Source organism: Corynebacterium sp. HMSC063A05 (assembly GCF_001809695.1).
In the GTDB taxonomy this organism is placed as follows: Bacteria; Actinomycetota; Actinomycetes; order Mycobacteriales; family Mycobacteriaceae; genus Corynebacterium; species Corynebacterium amycolatum.
Genome location: NZ_KV798502.1, coordinates 99,325 through 113,104, shown reverse-complemented (window position 1 = coordinate 113,104; position 13,780 = coordinate 99,325). Strand labels below are relative to the sequence as shown.

The 13,780-nt window shown below is 60.2% G+C and carries 9 protein-coding genes; all 9 read left to right on the top strand.

Annotation, left to right across the window (positions count from 1 at the left end; all coding sequences use genetic code 11):
- Positions 1-93 precede the first annotated feature (93 nt).
- Positions 94-1,329 (top strand): acetyl-CoA C-acetyltransferase, encoded by a 1,236-nt coding sequence (locus HMPREF2651_RS06230; RefSeq protein ID WP_049181786.1) that lies wholly within the window; start codon positions 94-96, stop codon positions 1,327-1,329.
- Between the two features lie 74 nt (positions 1,330-1,403).
- Complete coding sequence (locus HMPREF2651_RS06225) at positions 1,404-3,635, top strand: 3-hydroxyacyl-CoA dehydrogenase NAD-binding domain-containing protein (RefSeq protein WP_049181787.1); 2,232 nt, start codon at positions 1,404-1,406, stop codon at positions 3,633-3,635.
- Positions 3,636-4,078: 443 nt separating this feature from the next.
- A complete protein-coding gene (locus tag HMPREF2651_RS06220; protein ID WP_168162261.1) occupies positions 4,079-5,356 on the top strand; it encodes a PDDEXK family nuclease in 1,278 nt (425 codons plus the stop codon).
- Between the two features lie 31 nt (positions 5,357-5,387).
- Positions 5,388-6,146, top strand: coding sequence for an MOSC domain-containing protein (locus HMPREF2651_RS06215; protein ID WP_235191276.1), 759 nt, complete (start codon positions 5,388-5,390; stop codon positions 6,144-6,146).
- A gap of 48 nt (positions 6,147-6,194) precedes the next feature.
- Positions 6,195-7,811 carry a protein adenylyltransferase SelO gene (locus HMPREF2651_RS06210; RefSeq protein WP_049181791.1) on the top strand — a complete coding sequence of 539 codons (1,617 nt, stop codon included), beginning with the start codon at positions 6,195-6,197 and terminating at the stop codon, positions 7,809-7,811.
- A 527-nt stretch (positions 7,812-8,338) separates the two neighbouring features.
- Positions 8,339-10,084 carry a peptide ABC transporter substrate-binding protein gene (locus HMPREF2651_RS06205; RefSeq protein ID WP_049181793.1) on the top strand — a complete coding sequence of 582 codons (1,746 nt, stop codon included), beginning with the start codon at positions 8,339-8,341 and terminating at the stop codon, positions 10,082-10,084.
- A gap of 4 nt (positions 10,085-10,088) precedes the next feature.
- Entirely contained in the window at positions 10,089-11,015 is a 927-nt protein-coding gene (locus tag HMPREF2651_RS06200; RefSeq protein WP_038626862.1) for an ABC transporter permease, read from the top strand.
- A complete protein-coding gene (locus tag HMPREF2651_RS06195) occupies positions 11,008-11,988 on the top strand; it encodes an ABC transporter permease (protein ID WP_049181794.1) in 981 nt (326 codons plus the stop codon). The genes HMPREF2651_RS06200 and HMPREF2651_RS06195 overlap by 8 nt, the downstream gene beginning before the upstream one ends.
- On the top strand, positions 11,985-13,667 hold the full coding sequence (locus HMPREF2651_RS06190) for a dipeptide ABC transporter ATP-binding protein (protein ID WP_049181796.1): 1,683 nt from the start codon (positions 11,985-11,987) through the stop codon (positions 13,665-13,667). Before HMPREF2651_RS06195 ends, HMPREF2651_RS06190 begins: the two co-directional genes overlap by 4 nt.
- The last annotated feature ends 113 nt before the right edge of the window (positions 13,668-13,780 follow it).

The following is a 13,780-nucleotide window of genomic DNA, read 5'->3' as shown; positions in this document are numbered from 1 at the left end:
CTCCCCAGTACCCCTCAAATCACCCCCGGCAATCCGCCATTCGTTATAGAGTGACGCACGACACTTTACGACGAATCTGTGAGGTAAAAACACATGACTTCCGCCACCATTCAGCCGGGCGGCGAAGCCTTCATCTACGAGGCAATTCGCACCCCGCGCGGCAAGGGCAAGAAGGACGGCTCCCTCCACGAGGTACGCCCGGTATCACTTCTCGTCGGCCTCATCGACGAAATTCGCAACCGCTTCCCGGAGCTGGATGAAGAACGCATCAGCGACCTCATCGTTGGCTGCGTCAGCCCGGTCGGCGACCAGGGTGCGGACATTGCCCGCACCGCAGCGCTCACCGCAGGTCTGCCGTACCGCACCGGCGGTGTCCAGATCAACCGCTTCTGCGCTTCGGGTCTGTCTGCCATCAACCTGGCAGCTCAGAAGGTCCGCTCCGGCATGGACGAGCTCGTCCTTGCCGGTGGCGTTGAATCCATGTCCCGCGTGCCGATGATGTCCGACGGCGGCGCCATGGCAATGGATGCACAGGTCTCGTTCGCAACTGACTTCGTCCCGCAGGGTATCTCCGCTGACCTGATTGCATCGCTTGACGGCTTTGACCGCGAGTCCCTCGACGAAATGGCAGCACTCTCCCACGCCCGTGCCGCAAAGGCTTGGTCTGAGGGCCGCTTCGACCGCTCCGTCGTCCCGGTCAAGGACGCTAACGGCCTGACCATCCTCGACCGCGATGAGACTATCCGCGAGGGCGTCTCCGCAGAGTCCCTCTCCGGCCTGCGCGCAGCCTTCACCATGATGGGTGAGCAGGGTGGCTTCGACGCAGTTGCACTGAAGAAGTACCCGCAGCTCGAGCGCATCAACCACGTCCACCACGCAGGTAATTCCTCCGGCATCGTCGATGGCACTGCACTGACCCTGGTTGGTTCTGAGAAGGCTGGCGCAGACATGGGGCTGACCCCGCGCGCACGCGTTGTCGCCACCGCCGTCAATGGTGTCGAACCGACCATCATGCTCACCGGTATCGAGCCAGCCGTCCGCGAGGCTCTGGCCAAGGCCAACCTGACGGTCGACGATATCGACGTGTGGGAAATCAACGAGGCGTTTGCCGCCGTCGTCAAGCATGCTCAGCAGAACCTGGGCATCGACTACGAGAAGCTCAACATCAACGGCGGCGCGATGGCCATGGGTCACCCGCTGGGGGCAACCGGTGCCATGATCACCGGCGCCGCAATCGATGAGCTGCACCGCACCGGTGGCCGCTACGCCCTCATTTCGCTCTGCGTGGCTGGCGGTATGGGTGTTGCAACCATCATCGAGCGCGTCTAAAGCAAACCGGAACGAAACTCACAGCGACAATTACCGCGGCCACACCGCGATAACCACAAAGGACTGACTGATTTATGAGCACAGATAACATGTTCCGGTGGGATCAGGACGACGCCGGAATCGTCACCCTCACCATGGATGACCCGAATGCGCCGGTCAACACCATGAACAAGACTTTCCAGGACGACATCCGCGCCACCGTGGAGCGCCTGGAAAACGAAATTGGCGACGGCTCTGAGACCTCCATCAAGGGCATCATCATCACCTCTGCGAAGAAGACCTTCTTCGCAGGCGGTGACATCAAGCAGATGTCCAAGGCCACTGAGGACGATGCAGCTGACATGTTCAACATGGTCGAGGACATGAAGGCCTCCCTGCGTCGCCTGGAGAAGCTCCCGGTGCCGATTGTTGCCGCCATCAACGGCGCAGCACTGGGCGGCGGCCTCGAGGTCGCGCTGGCTGCTAACTACCGCGTTGCGGCTGATGCCCGCGGTTCCAAGATTGGCCTGCCAGAGGTCACCCTCGGCCTGCTGCCGGGTGGCGGCGGTGTCTCCCGCGTCGTTCGCATGCTGGGTATTCAGGACGCGCTGATGAAGGTCATTCTGACCGGCGCTCAGATGAACCCGGGCAAGGCCCTCGCAGCTGGTCTCGTTGACGAGGTTGTTGCTCCGGAGCAGCTCATTGACACTGCTCGAGCATGGCTAACCAGCGAAGATGCCAAGGCCACACAGCCGTGGGACGAGAAGGGCTTCAAGATCCCGGGCGGCGACCCGAAGACTCCTAAGTTCGCAATGAACCTGCCGTCCTTCCCGGCAAACCTGACCAAGCAGCTCAAGGGCTCCCCGATGAAGGCTCCGCGCCTTGCGATGCAGGCTGCCGTCGAGGGCTCTCAGGTCGACATCGACACTGCACTGCGTATCGAGTCCCGCTACTTCACCGAGCTGGTCACCGGCACTCAGTCGAAGAACATGATGCAGGCGTTCTTCTTCGACCTCAATCACGCTCAGGGCGGCGGCTCCCGTCCGCTGCAGGCTGACGGCACCCCGTACCCGAAGCGCGAGTTCAAGAAGGTTGCCGTCGTTGGTGCCGGCATGATGGGCGCAGGTATTGCATACGTGTGTGCAAAGGCTGGCATGGAAGTTGTCCTGAAGGACATTTCCCTGGAGAACGCCGAGCGTGGCAAGGCCTACTCTGAGGGGCTGGAGGCGAAGGCTCTCAAGCGCGGTCGCACCACTGAGGAGAAGTCCGCAGCACTGCTGAACCGCATCAAGCCGACCGAGTCCTACGACGACCTGTCCGACGTCGATCTGGTCATCGAGGCCGTCTTCGAGAACACCGACCTCAAGCACAAGGTTCACGCCGAAATCGAGGCCGCGGTTCCGGAGACCTGCATCCTGGGCTCCAACACCTCCACCCTGCCAATCACCGAGCTGGCTTCCCACGTCAAGCGTGAGAAGGACTTCATCGGTCTGCACTTCTTCTCCCCGGTGGACAAGATGCAGCTGATTGAGATCATCTCCGGCGACAACACCGACCCGGCAATCCTCGCCGCTTCGCTGGACTTCGCTGTTGCAATTCGCAAGATTCCGATTGTCGTTACCGACTCCCGCGGTTTCTACACCTCCCGCGTCATCGGCACCGTCATCAACGAGGCTCTGCGCATGGTTGCCGAGGGCTATGACCCGGCCATCATCGAGGCCGCTGGCCGCCAGGCTGGTTACCCGGCACCGCAGCTCCAGCTTGCCGACGAGCTGAATCTCAAGCTCATGGAGAAGATCGCTGGCGAGACCCGCGCTGCCGCCGAGGCTGCAGGTCAGTCCCTGGACGAGGGCGGCGTGCCGGCTCTGGTCGAGGCCATGCTGCACAAGTTCGAACGCCCGGGCAAGCTCGAGGGCAAGGGCTTCTACGAGTACGTCGACGGCAAGCGCTCCGGTCTCTGGCCGGGCCTGTTCAACGAGCTGCGCGAGGAGCTGAACATCACCCCGATCGCTCCGGAAGACACCGACCTGCAGGAGCTGGTCGACCGCATGCTCTTCATCGAGGCCATCGAGACTCAGAAGTGCGTCGACGAGGGCGTTCTGCTTCACGACGCCGACGGCAACATCGGCTCCATCTTCGGTATCGGCTACCCGGCCTGGACCGGTGGTACTCGCCAGTTCATCAAGAACTACGACGGCGCCACTGTCGTCGACCCGGCTGCAGCTCACCCAGAGCGCCGCGGTGTCGCAGGCTTCGTCGAGCGCGCCGAAGAGCTGGCCGATAAGCACGGCGAGCGCTTCAACGCTCCGGAATCCCTGAAGAAGTAGGGCTCTTTTCACCCCGGCTAGCTAGTTCACTAGTTCATACGGCTTAGGCCATACAGCACACCAACCAGCCCCGACCGGCAGTTTTTAACTAACTGCGGGTCGGGGTTTCGGCTTTTCGAGGGAAGGTTGGTGGACTTGGATCCGTCGTAAAGCGAAAACAACGGTTATCGCCATTTAACAGGGGTGTTTTGACGCAGACTCGCATGTTTGGTGGGCTTCAAATTAGAAACTCCCAGGTCAGCTCCCTGGATTTGGGCAAAAAAGGCACCAAACATGCGAGTCTAGGTAATTTTGACCCTTGTAAACGCCTTTAACAGTTACTTTTGGATCTGCAGTCTGGCTCAATTGATGTGTTATCCACAGTCCGAAAACTATCCACAGAAAGTTGATTTACAACGGTCTTTGGCCAGCGGGCTTCCGCACCATCGATGAGAATGTCCGCCATGCGGAAAACGAGCGAGCTCATTTTCAATTCCTCCGGAATTGTGCACCTGCGAGAACAGACTCATATCAGCCGAAATACAGCACGAGGGATTCTCAGCCGGGCGGTCGAGCGCGGTGAACTTGTTCAGTTGTTTCGGGGCACTTACGCGGATGCACGAATATGGCCATCTAACAGCGATTTTCCACGAGGAATTCTTGCCATTAAGGCGGAACTCATCCGGGCACGGATTCAATGCATTGCCATTTCACAGGCACACCCAGATCGCGTATTAACCGGAATCGCAGCAGCGCTGATACATAGCCTGCCACTGCTCGATATTCCGCAAACGCTGACGCTCAGTTCCAGTGTAAAAAGTGGGTCGTCGACACTTAAAACACACCATGGCCTGCAATTTCACCAGAATTACTTAGCATTGCCCCCAAGTGCCACGACCACCATCGATGGCGTGCGGGTCACTACTCTGGCGCGAACCGTGGTTGATATCGCTGCTGCTCAGCCGCGCGTCGACGATGCCACGCGCCGCAAACCCGAGGTCTTTCGACGCTTTGCCGAAGCTATCGCGCTTGCCGACGGCGCCCTGCGTGGCTCGGTCGGAACACTTGGTTCGACGGGAATGCAGCCTCAGCAAGCCCTGCCGTGGCCGGAGGCGCCACTGCGCTTTGAGCCACCAAATTGGGACATTGAACAGGAGTTTCCGCAGCTCGCAGCGCCGCGGCACGTGGCCATTTCCAGTACTGATTTCTTACCCCACGTGCACGACCAACGGGGTCGAGTGCGTGGGCCCCGCATGCTGGAGGTGCTGATGGTGGCATCGCCGTGGTCGGAAAGTGCATTTGAGTCGGTGACAAAGGCGTTGCTCGTGGAGCTAAAGCTGTCATTTGTGCAGCAACCACGAATAGTAGATGAGGCCGGGGTGTTCGTTGCGCGTGTGGATTTCCTGCTTCCGGCTCACGGAATCATCATCGAGTGCGACGGGCGAATGAAGTACGAGCCCGCGCAATCGAGAATGCAATCAACAGTGCAATCAGAAACGCGCGCTGGCGCCGGCCAACACCACGCGGGCACCGCCAACATCTGGCATGACCGGCGTCGCGACTACCAACTCACCAACCTCGGCTACGCCATCATCCACCTGACGTGGGATGCGATCTTTGACGGCTCGGCGGCGGGCATGATTCGTAAGGCATTGGCAGCCTCAACGACACCGCGCGGACGCTGGTTTGATGCCATTACCGCACTTCCAAGAGGCGCATATAAATTCTCCTTTTCTGGCTAAAACGCTTCCAGTCACATGGCAGACTCAAGACATGAGCCCGCAGACCCAGCCAGGCCACCAACGACCAAGCCAGGAACAACCAAGCCGCCCACAGCCGAGCCACCAACTCCCAGAACTCATCGGCCGAGTGCGCCGTGTCCGCACCGGGCCGGTAGTGACGCAAAAGTGGAGCGGCCGTGAAATCAGCACCGGCGCCGCCAAATCACCACGCACGGGCCGCGTAATAGTCGCAGAAAACGGCCTTGACGGCGACGCCCAGGGCAACTTGAAGGTCCATGGCGGACCAAACAAAGCGATGTGCTGCTACCCATTCGAGTTCATGGCTCAGTGGGCGGCTGATGGATTCGATTTGCCGGAGGGCGCTTTCTTCGAAAATCTCACGCTAGAAGGCCTTCCTGACCAGGTGGTTTGTCTGGGTGACATCTTCGAACTGAACGATCTGACAGTCCAGGTCACGCAACCGCGTCGTCCGTGTGCCACGGTCTCGGCACGTTGGAGTGATCGCCGACTGCCCAGGCTCATGCAGTCGAAGTCCCGTTCCGGCTACTACCTGCGGGTCCTTCATCCCGGCACCATCGCTGAAGGTGACACCATGCGGCTGGCCAAACGTCTTCCAAGCGCTGTCTCTGTTGCAGAGACCAATCGCGTCATGAACATCGACCGCCAGGACATCGAGGGCATCCACCGTCTCCTCGCCGCCCCTGAGCTTCCGGAGCGGTGGCGAGCAACGCTCTATCGCCGCTTGAACGGCGAGTTTGAAGACGACACCGCTCGCCTCAGCAAGCCCTGAACATAAAAGCGCATATTCTCAATCCGGCCTACCCGTTAAACTGCGCACATGGCTAGAAACGTCGCTGATCTACCCACTGCACTTCCTGAACTCGCTATCGACCAGGAGGGGTTTGACGCCCCATCACCGCAGCTCGTCATGCTTAACGACGAACTCGCGAGCCAGCTCGGTCTCTCCCCACAGTGGCTCCGGTCAGACGCTGGCCTGAAGTTCCTCACTGGCCGCGGAGTCGGCAAGGAAACCGATACCCCACCCGGCGCATACACAACCCCGATGGCCACGGCCTACGCCGGCCACCAGTTCGGTAACTTCGCAGGCCTACTCGGTGATGGTCGCGCGCTCTTGCTTGCCACAGTTGAGGCTGAACCGGGGCTGACTGGGCTGCCGGATTACCCCAAAGAGACACCCCACAGCGACAACACCCAGGCCTACGAGATTCAGGCGAAAGGCACCGGCCCCACGCCCTTCTCCCGTGGCGGTGACGGCAAAGTCACGCTGACCTCCGCCCTGCGGGAGTACCTCATCAGCGAAGCCATGTATGCGCTCGGCATCCCCACCACCCGCGCGCTGGCGGTCGTCAAAACTGGCGAAGAGATTTACCGCGGCTCGCAAACCCCATTCGACAACACCGATCCCACCACCGAACTTCAACCGGGCGGCATTGTCGTGCGCGTAGCATCCAGCCACCTGCGAGTTGGCACGTTCGAGCTGGTCGCACGCTCCGGAGCGGACACCGGAATCATGGACCGGCTCATCGACTTCGCCGCGCAGCGGCATGGCTACGAGGGTTCGGCGGAGTCGGTTCTCCGAAACGTCGTCAAGCGGCAAGCCAATCTCGTTGCGGCGTGGCTGGCCTGCGGTTTTGTCCACGGCGTGATGAACACCGACAATGCCAGCATCGCGGGCGAGACCATCGACTTTGGGCCGTGTGCGTTTCTGGATGCGCACGATCCGCGGGCGGTGTTTAGCAGTATTGATCGCGGCGGTCGATACGCGTACGGCGCGCAGCCAACAATCGCGGGGTGGAACATGTCGAAACTCGCGGAGACTTTGCTACCGCATTTCGCAGGCACCCCGGAGGATGCCCTCGCACGCGCCCGCGACATCCTGGGAGAATTCGCCGACGAGTTCACCGATGCGCTCAGCCGCAGGTGGCTGCCCAAGTTGGGGATTCTCCCCTCGCTTTACGACGACCCGCTGGCCATCCCCTTGGTACAGCAGTGGCAGGCGTTGCTGGCGAAGTTTGGGCTCGACCACACGAATGCTCATCGGGCGCTGATTGAGGCTCTGGCCGATGGTGATGGGCAGGATTTCACTGCGCTGACCGCGCTGACCAGGCTGTCTGATGATTCTGCGCTCCCCGCTGCCGCGACTGAGTGGGGGCAGTTGTGGCAGCGGACGCGGGAGGAGCTGGGAATCGACCAGACGACGGCCCTTTCGCTGATGGAGGCAACCAATCCGCTGTATATTCCCCGGAATCACCTGGTCACGGAAGCGTTAGCGAAGGCAGGGGCGACAGGAGAAGCAGGGGCGAGGGATTTGGCCGCCTACCGGCACCTGCTGGAGGCGGTAACCAACCCCTTTGAGTTGCAAGACGTCCCAGCGGGGTTCACTGAGCCGGCACCGCGGGAGTTGGGGGCTTTCCACTCGTACTGCGGGACTTAATGCGCTGGCTTGGCGGCGCTCCGGCGCCCCTCTACCAAGCCCCAAAGCCCACTTCATGACACGGGTGTCACCTCGTGTCAGCTGTGGAGGTGGCATGAGGTGACATAGCTGTCGTGAAGTCGCGGATGGGGCCCGCGGACGGGGCCCGAGGATGGGACCAACGCGAATAAGCCCAACGCGGACGGAGCCTGGCTGAGCGCCAACGTCGCGGAGCACCAGAGGACAACCCCTGCGGGGGTGCCAGGGTGTCACAGACTTTCACCGCTGCACAGAATTAACTCCCCAATCGAGGGTAAAAGACACCGTCAAATAAGGGATGGTTCGCCTGATCAATACTCATATGTTTTTTGGACTTGTAAGGTTAGAGACTGTATTGAACGGTCGTATCCAAACCTTAGAATCCGTCACAACCAAAGGTTTCACCACCACCATTGCTAAGCAGCTGGGAGGTGGGTAGCTGAGTCGTTTGGAGTGAGCCGATCACCAAATTCATATCGCCTAGCTGGCAGAATCTAGAAAGGCTCGCGATGCATAGACCCGTTGCCTCCGGCCCCTTCCACACCCGGCAGGAACTCCGGCGGAAGCTCCGACAGCGAGAGAAGTTCCGTGCCACAAAACTGCACGCAACAGCGCTCAGCGAAAAAGGAAAGTTCACGCTGCATGTCCGCCAAATCCTGGCGGCTTTGCTGGCAATTGTCCTACCGGGCGCTGCACTTGCTGCCTGCAGCACTGACCAGCAACAGGTCGGCGCCGGGTTCATTGTGGTTCAGAACTCCGAACCGCAGTCGCTGCTGTACACCACTGACACCAATGAAACCGGTGGTGGCGATATCCTCCGCGTGCTCTACTCAGGTCTGGTGCGCTACGACACCGACGGCTCGATGATCCTGGACCATGCGGCAGAAATTAAGCCCAACGAGGACTCGACTCATTTCGACATCACGCTGAAACCGGGCTGGACCTTCCACAACGGCGAACCCGTCACCGCGCAGAGCTACATCGATGCCTGGAATTACGCTGCCTACGGCCCGAACCTGCAGAAGCAGCAGTCCTTCTTCGCCAACGTGCAGGGCTTTGATGCTGTCTCGGGAGAAAAGGCCACGGAGAAAACACTCTCCGGTCTGAAAAAGGTCGACGATCTGAAGTTCACCGTAGATCTGACCACCCCAGATTCCTCCTTCCCGCTCAGCCTCGGCTATGTCGCGTTTATGCCACTGCCGAAGGCAGCGTTCGAAGACAAGAAGGCTTTCGGTGAACACCCCATCGGCAATGGTCCCTACAAGATGGCCGAAGGTCGTGCGTGGCTGCATAATAACCAGCTGACCTTGGTCAAAAATGATAACTTCGCCGGTGAGCACAAGGCTCGCAACAACGGTCTGGTCTACCGCTTCTACTCGGACATGGACACCGCGTACGCGGATCTCCAGGCAGGCCGCCTGGACACGCTGCCGCGCACCATTCCACCGACGGCGATGGCCAGCTTTGAAACCGACTTCCCTGACTCCAGCGCAAACGTCCCAACTTCCTCAGCGCAATACTTCGCAATTCCGCGAAATCTGCCAGGCTTTTCGGGTGAAGAGGGCAAGCTCCGTCGTCAAGCAATTTCCATGGCGTTTGACCGCCAGCTCATCACTGACAAGATTTTCTTCGGCACGCGCACCCCGGCGCGCGAATTCAGCTCACTGACGCTCGGTGACTTGGATCCGAATGTGCCTGGGCAGGATGTGTTGAAGTACAACCCGGACAAGGCTCGCAAACTGTGGGCCGAGGCCAACAAAATTGCGCCGTTTACGGGCTCGTTCGATATTGCCTACAACGCCGACGGCGGGCACCAGCAGTGGGTTGAAGCGGTGACCAACATGATTGGTGAAACCCTCGGAATTGAATCTCACGGCAAGGCCTACCCGACCTTCAAGCAGCTGCGCGATGAGATCACTAATGAGACCCTGACCAGCGGCTACCGTACCGGCTGGTCAGCGGACTACCCATCGGTTGCCAACTACATGATTCCGCAATTCGCCACCGGTGGTTCCGCGAATGACAACCACTACTCGAATCCGAAGTTCGACAAGCTCATTCAGGAAGCGTCCTCGGCAAAGAGCGCAGAGGAGGCCAAGCCGATTTACGTCAAGGCTCAGTCTGTGCTGATGGAAGACCTGCCTGCAATCCCTCTGTGGTACCCGAATGCTTCGGTGGCGTGGAACCCGAAGCTGCGTAATGCCGTGGTGATGTGGGATGGCATTTTGGACTACCCAATGATTGAAAAGGACTAGCGCCATGGGTTGGTATATCGGAAAGAGACTCCTGCAGATGGTGCCGGTCTTCTTCGGTGCCACGCTGCTGATTTATGCGATGGTCTTCGCCATGCCCGGTGACCCCATCGCCGCATTGGCCGGCGACAAGCAGTTGCCGCCGGAGCAGGTCGCTGCGCTGCGCGCGCACTACCACCTGGATGAACCCTTCTTCGTCCAGTACTGGGAATACTTAAAGGGCCTGTTCACACTGGATATGGGCGAGACTTTCTCCGGCCGCTCAGTCGGCGAGGAAATTGCTCTGGCCTTCCCCATTACTATTCGCCTGGCACTGATGGCCGTTGCCATTGAGGCAATCTTCGGCATCGGCCTTGGCGTCATCGCAGGCATGCGCAAGGGCGGCTTCTTCGACTCCACCGTCCTGGTTCTGTCCCTGCTAGTCATTGCAACTCCGACCTTCGTGCTCGGCTTCGTTGCCCGCTACCTCTTCGGTGTGCGCTGGCACATTGTCTCCCCCACTGTCGGTAGCGATGCGTCCTTTACTTCCCTGCTACTTCCGGCATTCGTGCTGGGTCTCGTCTCGGTTGCTTATGTTCTGCGACTGACGCGCTCGGAGGTTTCGTCGGCACGCCATGCTGACTTCGTGCGCACCGCCCGCGCCAAGGGCTTGCCAACCTCTGAAGTCACCCGCCGCCACATCTTGCGTAACTCGCTGATTCCCGTTGTGACCTTCATCGGCGCTGATCTCGCCGCTCTGATGGGTGGCGCAATCGTCACCGAGGGCATCTTCAACGTGCCCGGTATCGGTGGCCTGATCTTCCACGCCGTCCAGATTGGTGAAGCTCCCACCGTGGTCAGCATCGTGACCATCCTGGTGGTTATTTACATGTTCGCCAACTTGCTCATCGACTTGCTCTACGCAGTCCTGGATCCGAGGATTCGTTATGCCTAAGCCAGATTCGACGCAGTTAGATTCGACTCAGCCAGAAAAGCAGGCCAACACCGCACAGGCCAACACCGCGCAGGCACCAAATCCGGCGACGAACCCCGACCACAAGCAGCTGCCCGACAACCCACCACTTGGTCTGTGGGGTTCGGCCTGGCAGAACCTGCGTTACCGCCCACTGTTCTGGGTTTCCGCATTCATCATTTTGCTCTCCATCGCAGTGGCCGCGTTCCCGTCGCTGTTCACCTCGGTGGATCCGTCGGCAGCTAACCTGCGCGACTCCCTGGCGCCGGCCCGCGAAGGCCACCCCATGGGCTTCACGCAGCAGGGCTATGACGTCTACGCCCGTGTCATCTACGGTGCCCGCGCCTCGGTCATCGTCGGTATCGGCGTCACCCTGGCCGTGACCATCGTCGGCATCATCCTCGGCGCAATCGCCGGCTACCTGGGAGGATGGGTCGATGCGGTGCTCTCTCGCATCACGGACATGTTCTTTGCCATTCCACTGATTCTGGCCGGCATCGTGCTGATGCAGCTGTTTACCGAACGCACCATCTGGTCCGTGGTCTTCGTGCTCGCTGCTTTCGGCTGGCCGCAGATGGCGCGCGTGGTGCGCTCCTCGGTGATTTCGGTGAAGAACGAGGAATACGTCACCGCTTCCAAGGCGCTCGGTCTGTCCAACACTGGCATTCTCTTCCGCCATGTGCTGCCGAACTGCCTCGCCCCTGTCATCGTTATGGCCACGACTTCACTGGGTATTTACATCGTCGCCGAAGCCACGCTGTCCTACTTGGGCATTGGCCTTCCGACGACCACCGTTTCCTGGGGCAACGACATCTCTGTCGCACAGCAGGTGCTCCGCCAGGCCCCGTCCAACCTGTTCTGGCCAGCACTCGCCCTGGCGATTACCGTTCTCGGCTTCATCCTCATGGGTGACGCTTTGAAGGATTCTCTCGACCCGAAGGAGCGTCGTCGATGAGCACCGACACCAATACTTCCTCAGCACCAATTCTCACCCTGAAGGACGTCTGCATCGGCTTTCCGACGACCACAGCGTCCGGCCGCCGCAGTAAATCGTTGACCGATGTGGTGCACAACGTCGACCTGGAGGTTTTCCCCGGTGAGACAGTCGCCATTGTCGGCGAGTCCGGCTCGGGTAAGTCCACCACTGTCCACGCCGCACTGGGGCTGTTGCCCGGTGATGGTGAAGTCACCGGTGGCACCATCACCTTCGATGGCCGTGACATCACACACTTGACGGACCGCGAGTTTGTTAGCATCCGCGGCAACGGTATTGGCCTGGTCCCCCAGGATCCGATGACCAACCTCAATCCGGTGTGGACTATCGGTTCCCAGATTAAGGAGGCGCTGCGCGCCAATAACATCGCCACTGGCTCTGAAGCCTACAAAAAGGCGATTGAGCTGCTGGAACAGGCCGGCCTGCCGAATGCTAAAAAGCGCATCGACCAATACCCGCACGAGTTCTCCGGTGGTATGCGCCAGCGCGCACTTATCGCGATGGGCTTGGCCGCGCACCCAAAGCTACTGATTGCCGATGAGCCCACTTCCGCGCTCGACGTGACCGTGGCGAAGAAGATCCTTGACCACCTCGACAAGCTCACTAGCGAACTCGGCACGTCCGTGGTGCTTATTACTCATGACCTCGGTTTGGCTGCCGAGCGCGCTGACCGACTCGTCGTTATGCAAGCAGGACGTGTCGTGGAGACCGGCCCTGCCCTGGAAGTCCTCACTCGCCCGCAGCATCCATACACCAAGCAGCTGATCGCGGCGGCTCCGTCGCTGGCTGCCCGCCGCGGTGATCGCGTGGTGGCGGCGCCGACGACATCGGATGCGGATCAGAAGGAGATTCTGGTCGCGAAGAACTTGGTGCGCGACTTTGCCATCCCCGGCGACCGTCCGTGGCGCAAGGATTCCTTTCGCGCCGTCGATGACATCAGCTTTACGCTGCGCCGCGGTCGCACCATCGGAATCGTGGGCGAGTCCGGTTCGGGTAAGTCCACTGTCGCAAATATGGCGCTGGGGCTGCTCGATCCGACAGAGGGCGAAGTGCTTTTCGACGGTAACCGCGTCCAGGGCCGGAATCGTAAAGAGGAGCTCGAGCTGCGGCGTCGCATTCAGCCGATTTTCCAGAACCCGTATGCGACGCTGGACCCGATGCGCACGGTGCATTCCTCCATCGAGGAGCCGCTGCAAATTCACAAGATTGGCACCAAGCAGGAGCGTGAGCAGCGCGTATTCGAGCTTCTCGACCGCGTCGCGCTGCCCGCGGAGATGGGTCGCCGCTTCCCCGGTGAGCTGTCGGGTGGCCAGCGTCAACGTGTTGCGATTGCGCGTGCACTGGCCCTGAACCCTGAGGTTGTGGTCTGTGACGAGGCGGTGTCAGCCCTCGACGTGGTGGTTCAGGCTCAGGTGCTCGAACTGCTTGCTGAGCTGCAGGAAGAGATGGATTTGGCCTACCTCTTTATTACGCATGACCTCGCTGTGGTGCGGCAGGTGGCTGATGAGGTCATCGTGATGGAGCACGGCAAGATGGTTGAACACCGTCCTACCGACGATCTCTTCGACCACCCGGAGAAGGAATACACCCAGCGGCTGCTGGACGCTATTCCGGGCGCTTCGCTGGATTTGGATCTGTAGCTGGGCGGTGCCGCCCCCCCCCACACACAGCACTTCACTCCACCCTCTGGGCTGGGGCAGATCGCACTTCACGACACCTATGTCACCTCGTGCCAGCTGTGGAGGTGGCATGA